This window comes from Paenibacillus sp. FSL W7-1088, assembly GCF_037969855.1.
GTDB lineage: Bacteria > Bacillota > Bacilli > Paenibacillales > Paenibacillaceae > Paenibacillus.
In genome coordinates this window covers 6,585,166-6,606,902 of sequence record NZ_CP150216.1, presented here as the reverse complement: position 1 = coordinate 6,606,902, position 21,737 = coordinate 6,585,166, and the positions used below count along the sequence as shown (strand labels likewise).

At 46.1% G+C, this 21,737-nt stretch carries 22 protein-coding genes and 1 pseudogene; 12 read left to right on the top strand and 11 right to left on the bottom strand.

Translation table 11 applies throughout. The features are described 5' to 3' along the window. Positions 1 to 3 precede the first annotated feature (3 nt). The 6 genes from MKY42_RS29905 to MKY42_RS29880 all read right to left on the bottom strand — a co-directional run bounded on the left by MKY42_RS29905 (position 4) and on the right by MKY42_RS29880 (position 4,604). Positions 4 to 951 (bottom strand): TetR/AcrR family transcriptional regulator, encoded by a 948-nt coding sequence (locus MKY42_RS29905; protein WP_179262744.1) that lies wholly within the window; start codon positions 949 to 951, stop codon positions 4 to 6. A 281-nt stretch (positions 952 to 1,232) separates the two neighbouring features. Continuing rightward, positions 1,233 to 1,364 (bottom strand): hypothetical protein, encoded by a 132-nt coding sequence (locus MKY42_RS29900; RefSeq protein WP_256222266.1) that lies wholly within the window; start codon positions 1,362 to 1,364, stop codon positions 1,233 to 1,235. A 363-nt stretch (positions 1,365 to 1,727) separates the two neighbouring features. Then, positions 1,728 to 2,042 (bottom strand): multidrug efflux SMR transporter, encoded by a 315-nt coding sequence (locus MKY42_RS29895; protein WP_090903482.1) that lies wholly within the window; start codon positions 2,040 to 2,042, stop codon positions 1,728 to 1,730. Continuing rightward, positions 2,042 to 2,383, bottom strand: coding sequence for a multidrug efflux SMR transporter (locus MKY42_RS29890; RefSeq protein WP_090903483.1), 342 nt, complete (start codon positions 2,381 to 2,383; stop codon positions 2,042 to 2,044). The genes MKY42_RS29895 and MKY42_RS29890 overlap by 1 nt, the downstream gene beginning before the upstream one ends. Beyond that, a complete protein-coding gene (locus MKY42_RS29885; protein WP_090903484.1) occupies positions 2,380 to 3,003 on the bottom strand; it encodes a TetR/AcrR family transcriptional regulator in 624 nt (207 codons plus the stop codon). The genes MKY42_RS29890 and MKY42_RS29885 overlap by 4 nt, the downstream gene beginning before the upstream one ends. Positions 3,004 to 3,128: 125 nt before the next feature. Continuing rightward, positions 3,129 to 4,604: a phospholipase D family protein gene (locus MKY42_RS29880; protein ID WP_256222267.1), complete on the bottom strand. Its 1,476-nt coding sequence runs from the start codon at positions 4,602 to 4,604 to the stop codon at positions 3,129 to 3,131. 321 nt (positions 4,605 to 4,925) lie between these two features. Here MKY42_RS29880 and MKY42_RS29875 point away from each other — a divergent pair, with 321 nt between their 5' ends. The 9 genes from MKY42_RS29875 (at position 4,926) to fni (ending at position 15,547) form a co-directional block, all read left to right on the top strand. Then, a complete protein-coding gene (locus tag MKY42_RS29875) occupies positions 4,926 to 5,858 on the top strand; it encodes a MerR family transcriptional regulator (protein ID WP_090903646.1) in 933 nt (310 codons plus the stop codon). Between the two features lie 285 nt (positions 5,859 to 6,143). Further along, positions 6,144 to 7,694 carry a phytoene desaturase family protein gene (gene crtI / locus MKY42_RS29870; RefSeq protein WP_339846850.1) on the top strand — a complete coding sequence of 517 codons (1,551 nt, stop codon included), beginning with the start codon at positions 6,144 to 6,146 and terminating at the stop codon, positions 7,692 to 7,694. Next, complete coding sequence (gene crtI / locus MKY42_RS29865; RefSeq protein ID WP_179262748.1) at positions 7,691 to 9,154, top strand: phytoene desaturase family protein; 1,464 nt, start codon at positions 7,691 to 7,693, stop codon at positions 9,152 to 9,154. Before crtI (MKY42_RS29870) ends, crtI (MKY42_RS29865) begins: the two co-directional genes overlap by 4 nt. Then, on the top strand, positions 9,151 to 10,023 hold the full coding sequence (locus MKY42_RS29860; protein WP_339846845.1) for a phytoene/squalene synthase family protein: 873 nt from the start codon (positions 9,151 to 9,153) through the stop codon (positions 10,021 to 10,023). Before crtI (MKY42_RS29865) ends, MKY42_RS29860 begins: the two co-directional genes overlap by 4 nt. Next, positions 10,023 to 10,790, top strand: a complete 768-nt coding sequence (locus MKY42_RS29855; RefSeq protein ID WP_339846843.1) for a carotenoid biosynthesis protein — start codon at positions 10,023 to 10,025, stop codon at positions 10,788 to 10,790. The genes MKY42_RS29860 and MKY42_RS29855 overlap by 1 nt, the downstream gene beginning before the upstream one ends. Continuing rightward, positions 10,759 to 11,517, top strand: coding sequence for a lysophospholipid acyltransferase family protein (locus MKY42_RS29850; protein ID WP_090903490.1), 759 nt, complete (start codon positions 10,759 to 10,761; stop codon positions 11,515 to 11,517). The genes MKY42_RS29855 and MKY42_RS29850 overlap by 32 nt, the downstream gene beginning before the upstream one ends. A gap of 2 nt (positions 11,518 to 11,519) precedes the next feature. Beyond that, a complete protein-coding gene (locus MKY42_RS29845; protein WP_339846839.1) occupies positions 11,520 to 12,668 on the top strand; it encodes a glycosyltransferase family 2 protein in 1,149 nt (382 codons plus the stop codon). Further along, the gene (gene crtI, locus MKY42_RS29840; protein ID WP_339846836.1) at positions 12,665 to 14,146 is read left to right on the top strand and encodes a phytoene desaturase family protein; all 1,482 of its coding nucleotides are present in this window, start codon (positions 12,665 to 12,667) and stop codon (positions 14,144 to 14,146) included. Before MKY42_RS29845 ends, crtI (MKY42_RS29840) begins: the two co-directional genes overlap by 4 nt. Positions 14,147 to 14,479: 333 nt before the next feature. Beyond that, the gene (gene fni / locus MKY42_RS29835; protein ID WP_090903493.1) at positions 14,480 to 15,547 is read left to right on the top strand and encodes a type 2 isopentenyl-diphosphate Delta-isomerase; all 1,068 of its coding nucleotides are present in this window, start codon (positions 14,480 to 14,482) and stop codon (positions 15,545 to 15,547) included. Positions 15,548 to 15,788: 241 nt separating this feature from the next. Here the strand turns inward: fni and MKY42_RS29830 are convergent, their stop codons facing one another. Next, positions 15,789 to 16,247 carry a hypothetical protein gene (locus MKY42_RS29830; protein ID WP_090903494.1) on the bottom strand — a complete coding sequence of 153 codons (459 nt, stop codon included), beginning with the start codon at positions 16,245 to 16,247 and terminating at the stop codon, positions 15,789 to 15,791. Between the two features lie 286 nt (positions 16,248 to 16,533). Between MKY42_RS29830 and MKY42_RS29825 the strand changes: the two are divergent. Then, positions 16,534 to 16,920: pseudogene (locus tag MKY42_RS29825) on the top strand (transposase); the annotation flags it as partial. Between the two features lie 403 nt (positions 16,921 to 17,323). Here the strand turns inward: MKY42_RS29825 and MKY42_RS29820 are convergent. The 3 genes from MKY42_RS29820 to MKY42_RS29810 form a co-directional block, all read right to left on the bottom strand. Then, positions 17,324 to 17,773 (bottom strand): membrane lipoprotein lipid attachment site-containing protein, encoded by a 450-nt coding sequence (locus tag MKY42_RS29820; RefSeq protein ID WP_090903495.1) that lies wholly within the window; start codon positions 17,771 to 17,773, stop codon positions 17,324 to 17,326. A gap of 77 nt (positions 17,774 to 17,850) precedes the next feature. Continuing rightward, entirely contained in the window at positions 17,851 to 18,717 is an 867-nt protein-coding gene (locus tag MKY42_RS29815) for a hypothetical protein (RefSeq protein ID WP_143067068.1), read from the bottom strand. A 124-nt stretch (positions 18,718 to 18,841) separates the two neighbouring features. After that, entirely contained in the window at positions 18,842 to 19,099 is a 258-nt protein-coding gene (locus MKY42_RS29810; protein ID WP_090903497.1) for a hypothetical protein, read from the bottom strand. A 218-nt stretch (positions 19,100 to 19,317) separates the two neighbouring features. Between MKY42_RS29810 and MKY42_RS29805 the strand changes: the two genes are divergently transcribed. Together MKY42_RS29805 and MKY42_RS29800 are read left to right on the top strand one after the other, a co-directional pair. Beyond that, positions 19,318 to 20,643: a transcriptional regulator gene (locus MKY42_RS29805; protein WP_339846829.1), complete on the top strand. Its 1,326-nt coding sequence runs from the start codon at positions 19,318 to 19,320 to the stop codon at positions 20,641 to 20,643. 355 nt (positions 20,644 to 20,998) lie between these two features. Continuing rightward, a complete protein-coding gene (locus tag MKY42_RS29800) occupies positions 20,999 to 21,172 on the top strand; it encodes an aspartyl-phosphate phosphatase Spo0E family protein (RefSeq protein ID WP_090903499.1) in 174 nt (57 codons plus the stop codon). An 81-nt stretch (positions 21,173 to 21,253) separates the two neighbouring features. Here the strand turns inward: MKY42_RS29800 and MKY42_RS29795 are convergent, their stop codons facing one another. Further along, positions 21,254 to 21,685: a hypothetical protein gene (locus tag MKY42_RS29795; RefSeq protein WP_090903500.1), complete on the bottom strand. Its 432-nt coding sequence runs from the start codon at positions 21,683 to 21,685 to the stop codon at positions 21,254 to 21,256. Between the last annotated feature and the right edge of the window lie 52 nt (positions 21,686 to 21,737).

Below are 21,737 nucleotides of genomic sequence, written 5' to 3'. Positions count from 1 at the left end.
TCTTTATTGTTGTGACGAGTCAGCCTGGATGAACCGGCTATACATGGCATCCATAATATGCTGAAGCTCGGAGTGCAATGGCTGGATGACAGGAATGTGATCCAGATTGCGCATCATGCCCAGAATAATGGCACGTCGCGGTGTGAATTCCATCATTTCCTGTCTCAGGATGGCGATGGTCTCCAGCGCGTCATTGCGCAATTGCCCTGGAGGCATATCCGAAGTGATGATATCCTTCATTTGTTTGATGATATGAATGGGATGACGCATCATTGTGGAATCTGTATCTGAATCGCTGCTCCATGCTGGCCAATGTTCCAAAGGAACCAGAGGGGTAGGGCGTTGATCGAGCAATCCGCGAGCTGCATAATCAATCGTTTGCAGCATGTTGCTTGCCATCTTGGATACGGTAAGGGAAGGCATTTCCGTAAACCAGATTTTGATGTAGGAGAGGAACAGACCATGCGTGAGCAAAATAAGGTCTATGGTATAGGGTTCAATCTCCGGTCCGTACATATCTTCCAGTTTGTCCTTAAACCAGTGCAAGGTACGGATCTCCAGATCCTTGTTCTGCGGTTTGCACTTTTCCTTGCGATTCTGCTCTTCATCCATCATCATGCTGCGCATTTGCACGCGTAAAAATTCCTTCAGCTCGGATACATGGCCAAGCAGTGTTTCAATCTGTTTGTGCAGACGTTCTCTCGAAGTGAGCCCAGCTTCGTGTTCAATCTGGGACATTTCGTCCATGAGCGTGAATATGCAGTACTCCATTGTACTGGCCTCTAATTCCTCTTTGGATTTGAACATGAGGTAGAGGCTGCCTTTCGACATCCCGCATATCTCTGCAATCTCCTGCATAGAGGTTGCAGCACTGCCTTTGGCCGAGAACAGCTTGAGTGCTGTGGTAATAATGAGCTTTTTCTTCTCATTCATTTCATGGATAGGGTTCATTAACGATACATCCACCTCACCTGCGGAACTTATGAGTTCTTGAATTGACTTTAGGGTCAAACCAAGTATAAACGATATATACAACGGAATTCAAATGGGAGATAAATGGAAAAAGAAGAGGGTGTGTTTTAAGGGGCTGGAGCATTTTTCCTACGTCATGAAGACGCCATAAAGGCAGTATAATGAGTGACGATATGTTCATTGCAATGCAATATGTATCAAATCATGAGTATCGATGGTTGGTGCAAGAAGTTGGCATGATGAGTTCAAAATGATTTTTTTCAGGCTCCGCCCTTAAAGACGTATATGGCTAGGAGAATGATGGCTACAAGAGCAAACAAATAAAAGGCTCCCACAGCAATCAGGAAGATGTACCCGGTTAAAGAACCCATGCGCGCGAACAATTTCTTCATCAACACGACATCCTTTCTTACGTAACAGAGTGTGAGGAGGTTTCCTTTTATATCATATCCCAAAAAGACGACTTACTGAACGAAGTCGTCTTATTTATAACTGAGCTTAAAGCGGTGTAACGAACCGAGCACACGCTATTCGCTCCTATTTGCTCAAGTATGAGTTCTAACGAATCGTAGAGGCTTTATTTCGTCAAATGGGTTGTTTTTGCAAGTTCTGCCCAGTTTTGTACCACAATAAGTTGCCTGAAGTTCGTTAAACTTTACAATTTGCAATAATCCACCTATTAAGGTGCGGTAGGTTCGTTAGCATCTTGAAACTACCTCCGGCAAAACCTCTTCTGTGTTTCCTTACATTATATCTTACGTAATCAGTTTCAATCCAATCGCCGCCACCAAAATCATGGCAATAAACAGCAACCGCTTTGCTTCCTTCCGCTCACCGAACAGGAACATACCTGTAAGCGTACTGCCCACCGTACCAATTCCAGTCCACACCGCATACGCGGTACCCATGGGAATGGACGTCATCGCATAGGATAACAGGGAGAAGCTGAATACGAACGATACAAGCATGAGCACGATATAAGGCCAGCCCTTCCGGGAAGAAGCACCATTAATGCCGATGACGCCAAAAATTTCACATATGCCTGCACCCACAATTGCCATCCAAGCCATTATGCTTCACCTCCTTTTGCCGATTGTTGATCCGTGACCAGTTTCAGTCCGATCACACCACATAGCAGCAGACCGATTAACAAAACTTTGGCTAGTGAGAATGCTTCACCAAATAACAGCATTTCAGTCAGTACCGTACCTGCGGTACCAATCCCGGTAAATACGGCATACACCGTACCCACAGGCAATCTTTTGGAAGCAGCGATGATTAATCCAAAGCTCAGGATGATGGCCAGGGCCGTCAAAGCCCATTCCCAAACATTGGAGGCGTGTTTCAGCCCACTTACCCATACAATCTCAATGAGCCCTCCGACAAATACATATAACCAGTTGCGGTTCATGATGATGAATCTCCTTTCGGCACAACGGGCTGTGCCTCTTGTTTCAGATGATGAATGCCATGCCAGTAAACAGGCCAGGAAGCTTCAATCCGTCTCTTGTATCGACGTGAACTTCCATAAATAATCTCAACTGTGATGCCATCGAGAAAAGTCATAAAGGCAATCGCAGCTTGTTCCGCTGGAACAGCCTGTAATTCTCCCTTGCGTGTCGCCCTTTGCAGCAGCCGTGTCAGTGACCGCTCCATACCGTCGAGAAACGGATAAACTAGATCCATCACTTCGTTATATAGCGAAAGCGGCGGGAAATAGCACATACGCAGCATAAAGCGGGCAGAGGCGTTACAGTTATACTCTTGCTCAAACCATATCAGCAGACCCTTCAACCTTTGTTCCAGAGGAAGATCGGCGTGGTCACGGAAGTATTCCAGCGTTCGACGCTGAACCTCCTTGAAGGCATGCGCAAGGGTGTGCAAAAACAAGTCATCCTTGCCGCTAAAATGTGCATATATGGACGGTTTTTTAATCCCGACTTCGTCAGCAATAGCTCTTAAGGAAGCTCCTTCATATCCATCTCTTGCAAAATAGAACAGGGCAGCATCCCGAATCGAATGTGCAGTCATTAATATCACCTTCCTAACGGTCGTTAGGTAACCTATATTTTCACATTTTACATTCGCTGTCAAGGCACAAAAAACGCCTGCACGATAGTGTACAGGCGGGTTTATGCTTGAGATTTTATCTTCAATTAGAAGGTCGTTAAACCCAAAATCAGTTGCAGCTTATATACGATTTCTTTCAAAAATGTAGTCTTCTCCTGAAATTCATCCAGGTTCAGGGTGAACTCGGCATCTTCATTATTCCAGATTCGATCAAAATAATTCGCGATATCTTGAGTAAATGAGTTGTCTGGTGGGGCAGCCACCCAGAGGTCATTTTCCAAATTATAATCATTCATGTTTCTGGGGGTGAAGTTGGTCGATCCTCCAAGGACGATGTGATCCCCGGTGCCTTTGGCAATGTACATCATCTTGGTATGATATTGCTCCTTGGTTGTGTTATACCAGCGAATTTGGATTTTGCCATCCGATTTATCATGCAACTCCGCAGCTACAGGACGATTGGGAATGCCGGTTTTCTCCTGACCAAAAGCATTTTCGTTCGGGTCGAGCACAAGCCGTATTTCGGTTCCCCGTTTCGAGGCTTCGAGCAGGGCGTCCAGAACTTTGGGTGAAGCGATGTAGAACATGCCCATCCATAAGGTATCACCTTTTGTGGATTGATTGATCTCATGGAGCGCTGCGTCATTCACTTTGCCCTCGGTCAGATAGCGAATTCGCAAATCTCCCTTATTCGGATCTGTCGAAGGAGCAGTGTAGGAAGGAAGCTTTCCCCCGCCTGAGAAATTCAGCACAGCCTGTTCCGACTCAAGGATATCTCCGATGATCGGTCCGCTTATTTCAAAAGCAATGTTCGAATGATAGGCACTGGCATCATGAACATTGCCTGAGGACACAATAGCCGTCTTCTCACTGACCACCACTTTGCGATGGTTGGCCTTCACATTGAGCAATTTAAGGTAGGAACGCACAGTAACATCCGGTCCATCGGTTGCCATCAGGTTCGGAATCCAGCCATTCCCGGATTGTCCAAACCACTGGAAGAAGGTGCGCCAGACTGCGGAGTAGACAGGAGTGGAGTCACGTAAAGGGTCCACATTTGTAATGGCCACGTGAATTCCGGCCTGTTTCATCTGCTCCAGTAACGGGTTGGGTGCAGAGTTGTAGTTGGTGTTCACTTCATCCGTAATGAACCAGATATCCATATCGGGTTTTTGAAGCTTTTTGGCAATCAGTGTTTCCGTAAACTCGGTGCTGATGGGTGGAAATTGCTGACCTTTGTGCTGGTAATTATTGAATAAAAACATATCAACGACGACGAACTGTTCAGCGTCTTCAACGATCTGTTGCATGCGCTGGAAAATCTGCTGTTCGTGCTCCATCTGTCCATCAGCGGATGGATAGGTCAGATCATGCAGAAATTGCACCTGATCCACACGGTATTCAGGGCTTTCATAGGAAATGCCAGCTGGTAACGGTTTATACGTCTGGTAGAGCATGACGCCGATGAGCCATAGCACCAGTAGTAGGAGACCTGTTCGTATGTATGGAAATTTGCCTCGTGAAGATTTGCGGTCGGATGTTTGGCGGCGATAAGAAAACAAAAATAACTCCCCTTTCTGAACGTGCTGACTTCTATTACCACCCGGATGACAACATTGACGCAGAGAGACTAACGGATTATTTATATCGTCAGGAGATCGTTCGTCTACATCTTGTACCCGGGAAAGAGTTGAATGGTATTTGGATGGATCGGGCAGGTTTAAGAATAGTATGGATGCATCGACAGTAATATGACCGTTGTGTATAATGAGTGTATTATTTTTGTGGAATGTTCGGATTTTCATATACCTGACAAGGACGGGATAAGGATTCGTTTAACCTGCGAAAGTCTGGCTATTACAGGAAAGAAAGTGGGTAATAAGGTGTATTCCATCAAACAAGTCGCTGCCATGCTGGGTATTCCGACGGTAACGCTCCGGGCTTGGGAGAATCGGTACAGTGCGGTCACCCCTGAGCGGACGGAATCGGGTTATCGCTTGTACACCGAAGAGAATGTTGCAGATCTGCGCTGGTTGAAAGAGCAGGTGGAGCAGCACCAGACGAATATTTCGGAAGCGGTACGCATGCTCAAGGAGAATAAAACCAGTCCACATGAAGCTGCGTTACCTACGTCGTTAACGCCTCCAGTACCCACGATGGAAGAGGCATATGTACGTATAGCCGATCAGATCTACGACTCGCTATACAACTTTCAGGGCGAACGGGCCAATGGTCTGATTGATTTTGGCTTTACCATGTACGGGTATGATTCCATGTTTTATCATGTGCTGGTGCCCATTCTGGTTCGGGTTGGGGATGCATGGGAGCAGGGCAGGGCTTCGGTCGCTCAGGAGCATTTTATGACTCAGTTGATCTCACAGCGCTTTTATCAGTTTTTCCATCTGTTCCCGATCTATCCGCATTTGCCCAAAGTTCTGGCCTTGTGCCCAGAAGGGGAGCATCATCAGGTGGGGTTATTGCTGTTCTCCCTGTTTATGCGTAAAAATGGTGCCGAAGTGCTCTATCTCGGAGCCAACACGCCGGAAGAGGGGCTATTCCCAATAATCCGGGAGCAGAACATCCGATTGGTCTGTCTATCGGTTACCAGTTCCGAACTTCTTGAGCGGTGTGATCAACTCATAGGGCGAATTGTGGACGAGTTCCCGCATATGCGCTTTGTACTTGGAGGCAAGGGCTATGAGCGTACAGAGAACGCACGATATCCGCAGTGGATTATGCCTGGAGATTCAGCGGATTGGCAATCGTGGATGGAACGTGAGTATTTTGTTGAACAATCGCCTGGACGAAGATACTGATGGGTATGCTTTTATGAAATGTATTTTAAAATAGAATGTATAGGTTTAGGTATACAGGACATCCTTTGACGCAAGAGCGCAGAGGGTGTTTTTTTTGTATCCCAAAATATCTTTTCAAGAGAATTTGACCAGCGGGTCATTTTTTGTTTTAATAGGTGTATAATATTTGTACTATATTTGTATAATGTTTTTGCGTTTACCCGCTTGAACTGTTCATGGGCGGTTTAATATAGGTTGAAGACTATAGTCCTAGAGATAGTTCTTAACATAGGAAAGGTGAGTGGCATGATACCGAATCAGCAACGTAAACGTGCAGCTGTCATTGGTGCAGGTCCGGGTGGACTTGCAGCAGCGATGTTATTGTCTGGCCAGGGGTACGACGTAGATGTGTATGAGAAACAGTCAGTCATTGGGGGACGTTCCGCCAGACTGGAGCTGGGCGAATATCGGTTCGACCGGGGTGCAACGTTTTTGATGATACCTCAGCTGATTGAAGAGATGTTCGATGTTGTAGGACGCAAGCTATCCGACTATGTGGAGATGAAAGAGCTGACTCCGCTGTATGCCCTGAACTTTGGCGATAAGGTGTTTACGCCTTCCCGCAATCGTGAAGATACAGCCGCACAGATCAAGGAACTTTTCCCCGGCAACGAGGACAATTACCTTCGGTTCATGCAGGAAGAAGAAGTGAAGTTTGGCAAAGTCATGCCTTTGCTGCGCAGGCCTTTCGGAAAACTGGCCGATTATTTGAGAAAAGACGCCATATCGGCTCTGCCGAAACTGGACATTAACAATACAGTATACGGCATCCTGTCCCGTTACTTTACAGACGAGCGTCTCCGCTGGGCATTTACGTTCCAGTCCAAATACCTCGGCATGTCCGCTTGGGATTGCCCGGGTACGTTTACGATTCTGTCGTTTATTGAGCACCATTATGGATTGTTTCATCCTATTGGTGGGGTCAATCGCGTATTTCAAGCCATGGCTGATGTCGTGGAGGAGTACGGAGGACGAATACATACATCCTGTCCAGTTCAACAGGTCATTGTTCGCAATGGGAGAGCAGAAGGTATTTTGCTTGAAAACGGTGAACGCATCGAAACAGATCATGTCGTTGTTAATGCAGACTTCGCGCATGCGGTGAATCATCTGTTTGAACCAGGCGTACTCAAGAAATATACACCCGAGAAAATGAAACGCAAGAAGTTCTCCTGCTCCACAGCGATGTTGTATCTGGGGGTAGACGGTGATGTCGATCTGCCGCACCATTCCATTTATTTTCCCGAGGACTATCGACTGAACGTCGACGAGATTACGAAGCACAAAGTGTTGTCTGCTGATCCATCTCTCTATATTCATAACCCGTCCAGACTCGATTCGACGCTCGCACCGGAAGGAAAATCTGCTCTTTATGTTCTCATGCCTACACCGAACCTGACTGGCGACATCAATTGGGAGGTGGAACGGGAGAACGTGCGGGAGGCGATGATGAAGCGGATGGAATCGATTCCTGAGCTGGCAGACATCCGCAGCCGTATTGAAGAATCCATGATGTTTACACCGCTGGACTGGCAAAATGAACTGGATGTGTATCGCGGAGCAACGTTCAACATGGCTCATAACCTCGGACAGATGATGTACTTGAGGCCGCATAACCAGTTTGAGGAGTTGAAAAAAGTGTGGCTGGTGGGTGGCGGAACCCACCCGGGCAGTGGATTACCGACCATCTTCGAATCAGCTCGGATCAGCGTGAAGCTAATTCAGGAAGAGGACGCTCGCACGAGCTCTAAACCATCCTCGTATGTGAAGACGGCGGAAGCGGGAGGCCATTCATGAAACGGGCTGCCATCGTAGGTGCAGGCATTGGTGGACTGACTTCAGCGTTGCTGCTGAATAAACAGGGTTGGGATGTAACGGTATACGAACGGGGTTCCAGAGTTGGAGGTCGTATCGGCTACGAGCAGGAAGGGGACTATCGAATCGATCAGGGCCCTACGATCGTACTTCTGCCCGAGATGCTGCTTGGCATTTTGGAGGAAGCGGGGGTGGATCGTTCGAAGGTTGAGCTGCTGCGTTGTGATCCATTGTACAGGGTGCATTACAGTAGTGGACGTGTGATGACCAAAATGACGGCTCGTGAACAGCAGGCCGAAGAGATTGAACGTCTCTTCCCTGGAGAAAGCCAAGGATTCTCGAAATTTATGAAAGATATGGACACGCTGTTTCCGGCTGGACGGGCTGCGTTTCTGGAACGGGCTTTTCCACGAAAAAGGGATTTCTTCACTCCCTCTCTGATGTCCCTGATGGGCCGATTACGCGCACACAAGAGTGTACGGAAGGCTGTAGGTGATTATTTTCAGCATGAGGAACTATTGGATGCATATTCGCTGCAAAGTCTCTACATTGGAGGCTCTCCCTTCGGTACGCCGGGCATTTACTCCCTTCTTCCTTATGCAGAGCACGAATATGGCATTTGGATGGTGAAAGGCGGTTATGCTGCATTACCTGCCATACTGGAACAGGAACTAATATCACGTGGTGGACGTGTCGTATTAAACACCGAAGTGACGGGACTGAATATTAAAAATGGTGTATGCGAAGGTATAGAAACCGCCGCAGGCGCAGAAAATGTGGATGCAGTTATCTACAATGGTGATTTCCCCCACCTGTCTGGTCTGCTTGGTCAGACGCCTGATGGTTCACGCAAACGAAAGCCATATCGTCCCTCATCGGGATGTGTGTTGATCTATGCGGGGGTAGACAAAACCTGGGAGGATGCCACGACGCATCAGTTTTTCCTGCCCCCAAGTCTGGACGGCAGTTTACGGGAAGTGTTTAACCAGCGCCGCATTCCGGCAAAGTCCTCTTTTTATGTATTCAATCCGGCTGCATTGGACGAGACGGCAGCTCCGCCAGGTCAGAGTGTGTTGTACTTCCTCATTCCGGTGCCGGATGCCGATGGTGTCGACTGGTCTCGGGAGAGCGAGGCGCTGGCAGAGCGTGTGCTGGAAGAAGCGGAACAACGTGGATTTCCGGGACTCCGTGAAGCGATCAGGTGGCAAAAAATACGTACTCCCGCTGACGCTGAGCGTGACGGGCTGTATGGCGGCGGCAGCTTTGGCATCGCACCCGTACTGTTCCAATCCGGTGTATATCGTCCGCAACCGAAGCCGTTCCCGGCAATTCGGGGACTATATGCGGCAGGAGCGTCTGTACATCCGGGAGGCGGGGTTCCTATTGTGATGCAAAGTGCACGGATGGCAGTAAATCTACTCACGAAGGAGATGGAAACATGAATGAAGCGATTTTGAACAAATGTGAGGAATTAATGCAAAAGGGCTCGTCATCTTTTTATCAAGCCTTCAGAGGTCTGCCCAGCCCACGCCGCGAGGCCGTGTACGTGATCTATGCTTTTTGCCGCATGATCGATGACAGTGTGGATGAGCCGGAGCAGTCGCCCTATACGATTCATGAAATCCGCAATCTCTTCAGTCAGTTGGAAGAAGCGGAAGGACATTTTATTTGGCCGGCATTACGATGGCTGTTTACAAGCTTCCCTCATTTAGATAAAGGGCCTTTCTTCCGTCAAATGGACGGACAACTAACCGATCTTAAAGTCACGCATTATACAACGATGGAGGAACTGGAGCATTATTGTTATCTGGTTGCCGGAACCGTGGGCGAGATGCTGCTGCCTGTATTGCGGGATGATAACGGAGCTGAAGTCGCAATCAACGGGATTGCGCTGGGCAAAGGTATGCAGATCGTCAATATTATCCGTGATGTGGGCGAAGACCGGGCAAGAGCCCGCCGCTATGTACCGCTGGAGTTGATGGAGGAGCATGGATATTCCGAACAGGATTGGACTAACGGTGTGGTTGACGAAAGGTTTAAAGCCATTATTCATGAACTAAAAGCAGCTGCGCTGGGCTGGTTCCGAGTAGGTATGGACCGTCTGGATACGTATCCAACCGAAAGTGCATTTGCCATTGAGCTGGCGGCAGCCTTTTACTCGACCATTCTGCATGCGGTTGAGCGCAACGACTACGACGTGTATACCAAGCGTGCATTTGTTAGTGATGAGCTGAAACTGGAGATGCTGGGTGCCATTGTGAAACGTTATCCAATTCTGGCTTACCAAGCCTCCCGCACGGCGGTATCCTGATGGTTCAGGGCCTGTACTGGGCGTGGTATTTCATCGGAGCGGCACTGATGCTGACGATTGGCGTTCCGGATGTACTGTCCTTCTCCAACGGCTTGTTTCTAATCTTCTATGCACTGTACGTGCTGGATCTGATATATCAAGGACGGAGACGGACAGGGTTGTCCGACCAGTCAGTCATCTGGATAAAACCTGAACTCTGGCTGGTTTCCTTTATTATATGGCTGGGAGGCATGGGAGTAGAATGGGTCGGCGTGCATACACACTGGCCCTTTGGCGAGTATTCGTATTCGGACTTCTTCGGAATCCACCTGTTCAGTGTACCCGTTACATTAGGCTTCGCCTGGATTGCCGTAGTTGGTAACTCGGCTCTGCTCAGTGGCGGTGGCTCGACCTGGACCGGCAAGCTGATCCGGGCGGTTAAGACCGGATTTTGGGCTATCGTGCTCGATCTGGTACTGGACCCGGTTGCGCATGCCAGAGGATTCTGGCAATGGCAGGCTCCAGGTGGATTCTACGGTGTGCCCTGGACCAATTACATAAGCTGGTTTGTAATGGGAGCGTTCCTCTCCTTGTTTCTTCCGGCAATGCCTTCAGATCGAAGCTCATTGCTGCGTGCGAAATGGTTGTATCAGCTGTTTATTCTTTTGTTTGGGTTACTAGCTCTCAAAGAAGGAATTACGGGCAGCTTTATCATTGCTATTGTGGGTGTGCTTCTTGCTGAGGGGAGCTGGCTATATGATTCGCGCCGTAAAATCAAAACCGTTTAACCGGATTTTTTCCTTATACAATCATTATTATTTGCTGCGGAGACGTTTTCGCTCGTTTACATTATCAGGTTCATTGGACCCGCTACTCCCGAATACGGATTCACCCATGGAACCGGATCAACCGGTCATCTATTTCATGAACCACAGCTCCTGGTGGGATGGTCTGCTGCTCTATCATGCGTCGCAGCAGACTTCCCGTGGAGATCATTATGTCATGATGGAAGAAGAGCAGCTGCGACAATATGCCTTTTTTCGCAAACTTGGCGCGTATTCAATCAACAAGGAGAATGCATCCAGCATTCGAACCTCCTTGCAATATACGACCGAGCTGCTTCAATCTGGCAAAAGGGTCTGGATCTTTCCCCAAGGGGAAATTCTGCATCAGGATGCCAGGCCAATCGAGTTTCGTCCAGGCATTGGTCTGCTGCTACGCCGCTCCTCGCGCGCCGTAGCTGTACCCGTGACTTTGTGTCATGGCATGGTTCAGCATGATTTGCCGGAAATATCGATGCAGGTGGGTACGCCTGTGATAGAAGATTGGAAGACATGGAAGAGTGAAGAGATTGCCGCCAGATTGAGCAGGGTGCTGGAGCAGCAGTTGAATGATCATAAATCAGAGCTGGTACGCATCGGGCAGGGCAGTTTGCCGGGTGCTTTTCCACTGATCCGCCATGTGCGTTCTACGAGTGAAAAATACGATGCCGCACGAAAGCGGGTGAACCGTTAGCGATGAATGCATCTGAAATAGGATGGATTATACTGACTTGTGTATTGGGCGTTCAGTTGGTGTTCGCAGTATGGAACGTCTCCTGTCTGCCCAAAGTGCGTTCATTCAACGCAGACGAATTCAAAAACAAGGATATCCTGGTCTCTGTGCTGATCCCTGCCCGCAACGAGAAACTCCACATTCAAGGATGTCTGGAAAGTGTGCTTGCCAGCGATACATCCGGATTTCGGATGGAAGTACTGGTGCTGGATGATCGCTCTGAAGATGAGACCGCTGCTATAGTTCAGGGGATTGCTGATCGTGATCCACGTGTGCGCCTGCTGCATGGCGTGGAGCTGCCCGCAGGCTGGATGGGTAAATCTCATGCCTGTCACCGACTGGTGCAGGAGGCCAAGGGTGAATGGTTTATGTTCGTGGATGCCGATGTGCGCTTGGAACCTGCAGCCATTCGGCAGACGATTGCTGCGGGGTGTGAGCAAGGTGGGGGCCTCGTCACAGGATTCCCCTATCAGGTGACGAAGACCTGGATGGAAAAGCTCGTTGTGCCCATGATGGTGTTCACCATCATCAGTCATCTTCCTATTTTCATGATACGCAGATCATCTAATCCGATGTTTGTAGCCGCTACTGGGGCTTTTTTGCTCATTCATCGTTCCAGTTATAAGGCCTCCGGTGGACATGCTGCAATCCAGGCTGATCTGGTCGATGACATGAGTCTGGCGAAGGCGGTTAAGCGTGCGGGACATCCCGTTATGTTGGCCGATGTTCATGACGTGACGAATACACGAATGTACCAGAATGGTGCAGAAGTGTGGAACGGGTATAAGAAAAACATGTACGAAGGCATGGGGCGCAAAGATGTGCTGCTGTTGGGCACGATGCTGATGTATACAGTGATGTATATTGTGCCTCCGCTCGGTCTGGTTATCGGTTTGTTGACGGGCAATGCTATGTCCATCATCTATGGTCTTACGGGAACCGTGCTCGGGATGGCAGTCAAAAGGGTATCGGATCACGCTGGAGGACAACCCTGGTGGCTTGCTTTCCTGCAACCGATTAGTATGGCCTGTGTCATTGCGATTGGTATAGCTTCCTGGCAGGCAGGTCGTTCCGGCAAGGGGTATGTATGGAAAGGTAGGCGGTACAGTTGAAGGGTAACGTCATTATTATCGGAGCAGGCTTTGGAGGTCTATCGTGTGCCATTCGGTTAGCTTCACAGGGCGTACGGGTCACCATTCTGGAACGGCAGGAGCGGGTCGGTGGAAAGCTGCAGCAGATTGAGCAGGATGGATATCATTTTGACCGAGGGCCAAGTACGATCACGATGCCTGCAAGCTTCCGTTCTGTCTTCGATCACGCAGATGTAGATATGGAAGATTACGTGCAGTTATATGAGTTGGAGCCACGTACGCGTAATATATTCCCGGATGGGACCGTGGTCGATTTGTCGGGTAATCGAGGGTGGATGAAGGAGCAGATTGCTGACTACAGCCCAGAGGATGCAGCCCGTTATGATGCATTTATGGATGAGTCTGCTGCGCTGTATGCGGAAGCTAATCGTCATTTTCTTGGAAAGCTGCTGTTGTCGCCCAAGGATAAATATAATCTTCGAATGCTGCGCAGTCTGTTGCGCGTACGGCCTACAGTGAAGCTGGACAAGCTGCTGCGTTCTTATTTCCAGCACCCCCATACCCTTGCGATGTTCGGTCGGTATGCGACCTATGTTGGATCATCGCCCTATCAGGCGCCTTCGATCTTTGCCATGATGGGCCATGTGGAAGCAGAAGAGGGTGTCTATGGGGTGAAAGGTGGAACCTATCAACTCATAGAAGCCATGACACAGCTTGCACAGGAAAAAGGGGTGCAGATCGTTACTGGCATCGAAGTCCGGCAAATTGTTGTCAGGCATGGCAAGGTGGCAGGCGTGGATACGGATCAGGGCTTCCGGGAAGCCGATCAGGTTGTTGCAAATGGAGATGTGCTGAGCGTCAATCGGCTGCTGCTTGCGCCAGAATATCGCAAACAGATGAGTGATCAACGAATTCGCAAGTATGAGCCGTCGATTTCGGGGTTTGTAACATTGGCTGGTGTGCGGAGACAGTATGAATCCCTGCTGCACCATACCGTCTTTTTTCCGGAACGGTATGAACCGGAGTTTGACCATATTTTCCGTGACCGAAAAATGCCTGCCGATCCCACGATCTACATCTGTTATTCCGGTTATTCGGAAGCGGGTATGGCTCCAGCGGGAGCCAGCAATCTGTTCATTCTGGTGAACGCTCCGTATTTGTCGGACTCCTGGCATTGGGATGAGCAGATGGATCGTTATGGAGAATTGGTGTTGGAGAAGCTGGCCGAGAGGGGAATTATGGGATTGAAGCAGTCGGATGTCCTGATCCGGTACACGCCACAGGATATTGAACGGGAAACCCTGGCCCATCAAGGGTCGATCTACGGCATCTCGTCCAACTCCGTGAAGCAGACCTTCATGCGCCCCGGCAACAAAAGCAAGGATGTGCAAGGGCTGTGGTACGTGGGCGGCACGACGCATCCGGGCGGCGGCACGCCCATTGTGACGTTATCCGGGCAGCTTGTTGGCGCGCAGCTTGCATCGGAGATCGTAACGTAAGTTATAGAAACAATTCGTATAACAGAATAACTGATCCAACCTCCAAATATTTGAGCAGCCAATATAAATGGGGCCTCGAAATTCAAGCTAATGTTGGGTTTCGGGGCACCCTTTCCATTGCTGGGACGGAACGTTATACTGGTAGAGTTGACGCATTGAGTGTAAATATCATTTATAATATAGATCCAAATCATACCGTTTGTACGTTACATAATAAGAATTAATATTTCTGAGAATCTCTCTGCTGCACTGGGCAACATCCTGAACGGAACCTGGCCGAAACTGGCAATGATCCTGTCCATCAGCACTATTCTCACATAAGGAGGTCTCATCATGAATGAACAAGAGCGAGCTGGCGAACGGCTGCTTCCCGAGGTGGCTACGGGGGAACGGAAGCTGGAGCATGTGCGCCTCTGTCTTGAAGAGAATGTGGCAGGAGAAGGGGTAACCAGCGGAATGGAGCGGTATGCTTTTCGTCATAACCCGTTACCTGAATTGAATTTTGAAGAGGTAAGTCTGGAGACTGCGTTTATTGGTAAAAGGGTGCGCACACCCCTGCTCATCAGTTCGATGACGGGTGGAAGCAAAACAACGGGCGCCATCAATGAGCGGCTTGCCCGTGTGGCAAACGCCCGAGGCTGGGCACTCGGCGTAGGTTCGATTCGTGCTGCCGTGGAACAGCCGGAACTGGCAACCACCTTTGATGTGCGGCGCTGGGCACCGGATATTCCGGTCATCGCGAACCTCGGTGCGGTGCAGCTGAACTACGGCTTCAATACTGCTGATTTTCAGCGGGCAGTTGAGATTGCCGGCGCGGATATGCTGGTGCTGCATTTGAACACGTTGCAGGAGGTTTTCCAGCCGGAAGGGAACACGGATTTTAGCGGATTGCTTTATCGAATCGAGGATCTGTGCCGTCAATTGGATGTGCCTGTTGGCGTGAAAGAAGTGGGTTTTGGCATCGATGGAGTAACGGCACAGCGATTGTACGAAGCAGGTGTGGCCTTTATCGATGTGGCTGGAGCAGGTGGTACAAGCTGGGTGCAGGTCGAGAAGTTCCGGAATTCTAATCCGGTACGTCGTGCGGCAGCGGAAGCTTTTGCAGATTGGGGCATTCCGACAGCGGAGTGTATTCAGGAAGTGAGATCGGTAAACCCGGAAGGTGTTCTGATTGGCAGCGGTGGATTGTACACTGGCGTGGATGCGGCCAAAGCGCTGGCGCTTGGTGCGGATCTGGCTGGGTTCGGGCGATCTTTGCTGGAATCTGCGGTCGCTTCCGATGATGCGCTGAATGAGCGGTTGGAGCAGGTCGAATTCGAGCTGCGTACCGTCATGTTTGGCATTGGTGCAGGGCGGATCGAGGATTTGAAAGGCACACCACGTCTGGTGGAGCGGCGTTAGGCCGGGGACGAAAACGGAGGTGCGAACCCTGAGCCTACATGATTTCCCTGGGGGATTCGCACCTCGAATCTTGTCGAAAACATTGTTTTCGTGACCTTTTGGCAACAGTGGTGTTCGAAGAAATTTATTCCACTCATAAAATAAAAAAACAATCCATTAGGACTGCTTTCTTCTGGGTAAAATTAATCTTTCATTATAAAAACAGAGCGACACATGTATTGCTCTATTATTTAACATTCTCTTACATTGTCCTAATTATTTGAATGCCATTAATTAAGTATTGAGTAAGCTGCCCCTTTCCCAATAGGTGCTGTATGGCTCCATTCTTATTATCATTTTTCACACTATTATAATACGCAATAAACGAATCCCTTGGTGTATACCCATCATTTTCGTCATAACTTTCCGTTTGTTCAACATTGTTTTCATGTTCAATAGAGACAGAACGGTGATGATCGCGTCCAGAATACATTATTGATTGGATAATTGCAATATCGTATTTGGATAATATTTCTAAATAATCTTCAATATTGCTTCTTGCGTGTTGACTGTGTTTGTCTTCAACATACTTTTCGAATTTCTCAATAGAACTAAGGTGTCCGTAGTGTTCTTCTAAAGCTCTTGCCGCTTGATCACATACTTGTTTAAGTTGAATTATCTCTTCAACAACTGGAATCAAATCTTTCGCTCTGCTGATCATTTATCCAATACCTCCAACAATTAATATGTAATAGTTTCTCTGTTGTTATACTTGCATAAATATAATTGGTAAAATTAAACTTTTATTGGTGATGTTATATTATTGTATTCTTGAATCCCTTCATCTTTTCACGCATTCTATCATGTCCACATTTTCATTTATCACAGCTTTTGTAGAACGATTAGGCTAATTTCATTCCATCATAACTGTCCATCTCTTTCTTGTAAAATAACTAATAATAGACGGATTGTAATATGAAGTGCGACACCTATTGGAAATAAATAAGCTGGCGGGATTTCTGGCGGAATTTGGAGATCTGAGCGGTTATGAGCATGGACAGCAGCTTATTCGGCTGGCCGGACTGAATCTCAAAGAGAATAGTTCGGGAAAGAAAAAAGGCAAGTCCAGCATTACGAAACGTGGACGCGCACGCTTAAGGGCTCTGCTATTCCGGGCGGTCATGCCCATGGTAGCAAAAAACACGGAATTCAAGGCATTGCACCAGTACTTCACGAAGCGAAGTCAGAATCCACTGAAGAAAAAGCAATCGCTCGTAGCCTTGTGCGGGAAACTCATACGTGTCCTGCATACGCTCGGCACCAAGCAAATTCCGTACGATGCAAACGACGTGCTAGGACCAGTACGTCAGGCTCAGTTACAGATGGCAGCTTAAGAAAAACCGAACTTACGTTTCTCACCGGAATGAAAGAACTAAGACAAAGGAAGCACGGAGCAGCCGCAGGAATCAATTCCATAAGGGCAACGACCCTGTAAAGGAGCAAGAAACGGCGTCCATGTCTTGAGAGGCAGAACGAAGGAATGTAAGGGCAGTGACCCAATGTGAAATGGAGGGTAAGCCGTCAAGAGTCAGGTGTGGATATCCAAGTGCGATCACAAGAATGATCCAGGGGTTGGAGACAACTTCCTCCAATCTCTATTCCCGCCACTGGCTCCACTATAAATAATGTAATTATTACATGAATTATCCATATATCGAATAGTCTATGGTTAAAAATCTAAGAATGAGTGAGTAAACAAGAGAAAATATTAATTTATAGTGGGAGTGTCTTGCATAATCACTCCATTGCTTTTAAATTTTCTTCTATACTCCTCGCCTCCTCTAGGCTTGATGCGGGAGAACTTATGATTAAACCATCCTTATTGTATTCCTCATTAGTTAATTGCTTGTATAATGACGGTTCAGTAATTACAATTGCAAATTGATTATCCGAAGTATTCAAGTAAATATCTCCTAGTACTGTTCTTTCTGAGCCTTCATATGATATTAATAAGGAATTATGTTTAAAAAGTACTTTTTTAAAATTAATTTCATTTATTGATAACGAACCCTCATAGTTATTATCATCTTTATTGAAATGACCTTTTAAACTCACCTCTATCTCCTTACTTATTTTGTAGTCTTCACTAAACATATAAGACGGTGATGATATATCAATTTTCTCATTGTTGCTGCACGCTGAAAGAACAAGCAAACCAAGGAAAATAACAAAAATTATTCTCTTCATCTTTACACCTCCACAATAAGTAAGAAGATAAGGGGACTTAATCTAAAAAATTCTGCCCCCTCTTTAAGGTATAATATTTAATACTTAAATTTACCGGAGACATTTACTGGTACAACAGTTCCAGCTTGGTAACCATAATACAAAGGAGATAGAGTATTTTTAGCGAGTTGAGTTAATCTTGCTTCATCGTAAAAATAGTCACCAGCTTGACCGGATATTTGCCCTAGATCATAATTACTCGGTGTATACCGGACAGAATTTTTATAGTACACAACATTAAGCTGAGCAGAACTATTTTTCTTAGTTGAAGTTGCCATTGGTGCCCAGATATATTGGAAACCATTCCACTGGTACACGTCAACATATTTATAAATTATTACATAGTCATGCATTGTTCTAATGATTGTACTTTTATAGCTATCGTACTCACTATCTTTGATAAATAGATCTAAGACGGTCATAAATGCTCCTACATAAGGGTGCGTCATACCAGCTCCAATATTAAGCAGTTTAAATCCCATCTTAGTTAAGTCCCCTTGCTCATTTCCATATAATGTTTGTGCGCCATAAGAATATTCGGTACGCAGTCTTGTGTCTCCAGGGGATGCCATAATGGTTATAGATCTATCGAAACTATCCACATTATCTACACTATATAGCTTATTCTGATATTCAATTTCTGTGTGCACTGAATAATCGTCAACAGATTCCATTATTTCTTCTATTTCGGATTGAGTCTTTGCATTCTCAAGTTTGCTTTCATATTCAGCCACATCCAATTCCTTTCCTTCACGAATTGCCTTTTTCTTAAGATATTCTTTAGTAATAGTAGTTGATTCTGTTAGAGGATCATAGGTGGAATCTTCTGTAGCACTGACTGGTGAAACCTGTAGAATAAGAGCAAGAGACAGTACCGATCCAAACAGTTTTCTTTTAAAATTCAAAATTTGTACACCTTCCCTTTTTTGGTTTTGTTTCCCTATAAACACTAACATAAATAAAGCGCTTTCATCAAGATAATTTTGTATTTTTTTTACAATTAATGTAGCTCTCTAAGAAAAGCCTTATCTATTTCGTGTGTTTTAACATGACTAGAGTCAGTAGAAAGCCAAACAAACCGTCCAAAGTAAAATGGACGGTTTGTTTGTGTTTCTCTTTAAAGTCAGAAGGTGAAGGCTTCATATTAATCTCAAGCCTTTTCGTTTTTCTTTCGCACAAATCATATATAAGATTGGGTCTGACTTTTGCTTCCCTAGCTAGTGCATTTTTAGTGACGCTGGCTGCATCTAATGTGTAGTCCAATCTTATTTTTATAGAAATAACCAATTCCACCTCCTTTGGAACCACATTACAGCAAATGGGCAATGAAGATAAGTATTTTTATAGTAAAAGTAAATTATTTACAAGTAAAATATTGATATTAAATTCAAAAATATAGTATTATTTTATTGACCATTGCTTAATTTTGCTTGGAAGGTGGTGTACCTTTGAACTCAGTAACCACAATACGTGATCATTTGGCAGACTATTTAAAAACTAACCATATGACACTCAATCAATTCTCTGAGATATCGGGAATTAACTCAGGAACGTTGAGTGGTACGCTGAACGGGCTTCGTCCCATAGGCATGCAGCAGCTGGATCGACTTACTGCAGGGATGGGTTTAACTGAGGGTTACTTCTATGAATTATACATAAATGAGTGTTTTGTACATACAAGCCCGGATTGGCGAAGACTTGGGCCTTTTCTATACCGTTGTGCCGAACTCGGTAAGGTCAATTGTATGGAAGAAGCCGTTAATCTAATTATGGATAATCTTTCCTATGCACCCCTTTTGTTCGAGTTGGCCGAGCAGCTATATCGCGAAGGGAAGTTGGAAGCAGCCAAGCCCCTATATCGTTGTGTAGCTGAAAGTGAGAAAATGCAACACTCTGAACGGTTGGCTCTAAGTCAGTATCGTTTGTTCACGATCGGGCTTTCCAAGGACCAGACGAGCAATCTTGCACTTGCTACGCAGTTTGAGTTTTTTGTAGATCGGCTTGACGAGCCTTATCAGCTGGACGGGTTGAACGATCTGATTAATGTGTATGCTTCTTTGCGCCGATGGGATAAGTTGTTGGAATTGGGCGAGAAACTGAAAGTAAAAGCAACCATTCATTATGAGTTCCAGGGCAACACCAAGCCGAAAGAAGTCAAAAAAGAGATTATATTTTATATTTTGTATTCCTATTTAGTCATGGGAAGTGCCTGTTTTTATCTTGAGGATTACAAGATCGCCCTCGATTATATCACACAGTATATTGACCATAGTTGGGTGAAATCCCCTAGTCAAGCTGAACAAATTGTGATGGAACAATTCCAGGAATGGGCTGAAGCGAATCGTTTTATGTATATGTTGAGAGATGGACAACTACATGTACTACCCGAATACCTGGAGTATATTTCAAATAAAGAAAATGAAGTGTTTCCAGCTTTATGTGAGATTGTCGTTGCAGCTAATCAATATGACTTGGATATTGACTATGTTCTTTACGAATATGAATCATTTGTGCTGTATCAGGAACAGGGTAGCCGAATTGGAAAGATTAGCACTCAGCTTACAGGTGACCGCTACGTTCGTCTATTAATGGGGTTAAGTGAGTATTATTTAAGGAAAAAAGACTATGAAAAAGGTTTCAAAGCGTTATTAGACGGTTTATTCTTTTCTCTTGAAATTAACAGTGGCTTATCTATGCTTAAATGTGTTGGGATATTTGAAAAATATCGAAGTTATGCTTCTGATACAGTGACTCAGCAGTACCAAAATCTGATCTGTGAGGTGCAAAATCTCAATGAGAAAAAAATTAGTTTCGCTTATAGTGGTTTGTAGTATTGTCGTAGTAATGTCTGTTCCAGTAACAACTCAGGCAGATACTGGACAACCACCGGCTATCCAAATGACAACAAACAGTCACGGACTTGGAAGTTAACAAACATAACAAAAAAAAGCGTTTTTTAATTTGAGATGCTTCCTTAAGCAGACTGGTTTAATCCGTCTACCTTATAGGGGGCTTTTTTTCGTATTAGGAATGTCTTTTTTTGCTGTTTTTTTTGAAGGGAGATTAGGAAGCCGTGAGGCTCGGCAACATGGTTACAGACGATGATGACCAAAATGTGTTGGAGTTCGCCTGATTTCCTACTAATTAGCAGAATGGACTAGAATGTTACAACAGGGAGGGGTGAATATGGATTGTGGTGAGCTCAAGTTGCAGATCGAAGCAGCGAGACAAAAGCTCTATCAACTAAAGATGGACTATAACGGAGATCTGCTTCATCCTCATGTTATACAGCAATCTATGGTCCTGGATGATCTAATTAATCAATACAATCAAGTTAAAATAAAAAAGCCGATTAAATAATTCAATCGACTTTGGGCGAGAAACTTTGGCGGGTCGCTCGCCCCTATATTTTAACATAAGTTCTTGGACGAAGTATCGTTATTACATACATTTTTCTTTCACAGTTATCGTTTCGTTGGTTACAGTCACATAAGAGTTGCCAGACAAGTATTCGGTATAACCGCATACCGTCTTGTTATAGGTTTCACCACGGCTGTCCGTAAACTCCAGATAGATGGATCCTTCACCGGAGAGTCGCAGCTGTGGAGCGAACTTCAATTTTTCACCGCTGGGTATACCTTTCTTTAAGGCGTGTATAGTACCCTCATTGTTTGTATTGGACGAGTCAACGCCGGTGCTCACACGTGCTGTAATATTAGAGAGATCATAATCGGACTGATTATAAATTGTGATCCTTAAATGTCTAAAGGGGTCCATCGCCTGGTAACCCATAGAAATAACTAATCCAATGAAGAGAATCAGTGTAGATAGGATGATTATTTTCCTTTTTGAAAAGGGACGACGCGTATTCATAAGTTTTCTGCTCCTTTCTTTCATATAGATATAAACAGAATCAGGTAACTAA

Bases quoted from the DNA above. Each gene is read 5' to 3' on its own strand.
- crtI (WP_339846850.1), top strand. From the start codon at position 6,144: ATGATACCGAATCAGCAACGTAAACGTGCAGCTGTCATTGGTGCAGGT.
- MKY42_RS29830 (WP_090903494.1), bottom strand. From the start codon at position 16,247: ATGATCAGCAGAGCGAAAGATTTGATTCCAGTTGTTGAAGAGATAATT.
- MKY42_RS29845 (WP_339846839.1), top strand. From the start codon at position 11,520: ATGAATGCATCTGAAATAGGATGGATTATACTGACTTGTGTATTGGGC.
- fni (WP_090903493.1), top strand. From the start codon at position 14,480: ATGAATGAACAAGAGCGAGCTGGCGAACGGCTGCTTCCCGAGGTGGCT.
- MKY42_RS29890 (WP_090903483.1), bottom strand. From the start codon at position 2,383: ATGAACCGCAACTGGTTATATGTATTTGTCGGAGGGCTCATTGAGATT.
- MKY42_RS29800 (WP_090903499.1), top strand. From the start codon at position 20,999: ATGGATTGTGGTGAGCTCAAGTTGCAGATCGAAGCAGCGAGACAAAAG.
- MKY42_RS29850 (WP_090903490.1), top strand. From the start codon at position 10,759: ATGATTCGCGCCGTAAAATCAAAACCGTTTAACCGGATTTTTTCCTTA.
- MKY42_RS29860 (WP_339846845.1), top strand. From the start codon at position 9,151: ATGAATGAAGCGATTTTGAACAAATGTGAGGAATTAATGCAAAAGGGC.
- MKY42_RS29895 (WP_090903482.1), bottom strand. From the start codon at position 2,042: ATGGCTTGGATGGCAATTGTGGGTGCAGGCATATGTGAAATTTTTGGC.
- MKY42_RS29795 (WP_090903500.1), bottom strand. From the start codon at position 21,685: ATGAATACGCGTCGTCCCTTTTCAAAAAGGAAAATAATCATCCTATCT.
- MKY42_RS29885 (WP_090903484.1), bottom strand. From the start codon at position 3,003: ATGACTGCACATTCGATTCGGGATGCTGCCCTGTTCTATTTTGCAAGA.
- MKY42_RS29820 (WP_090903495.1), bottom strand. From the start codon at position 17,773: ATGAAGAGAATAATTTTTGTTATTTTCCTTGGTTTGCTTGTTCTTTCA.
- MKY42_RS29855 (WP_339846843.1), top strand. From the start codon at position 10,023: ATGGTTCAGGGCCTGTACTGGGCGTGGTATTTCATCGGAGCGGCACTG.
- crtI (WP_179262748.1), top strand. From the start codon at position 7,691: ATGAAACGGGCTGCCATCGTAGGTGCAGGCATTGGTGGACTGACTTCA.
- MKY42_RS29900 (WP_256222266.1), bottom strand. From the start codon at position 1,364: ATGAAGAAATTGTTCGCGCGCATGGGTTCTTTAACCGGGTACATCTTC.
- MKY42_RS29805 (WP_339846829.1), top strand. From the start codon at position 19,318: ATGACACTCAATCAATTCTCTGAGATATCGGGAATTAACTCAGGAACG.
- MKY42_RS29905 (WP_179262744.1), bottom strand. From the start codon at position 951: ATGAACCCTATCCATGAAATGAATGAGAAGAAAAAGCTCATTATTACC.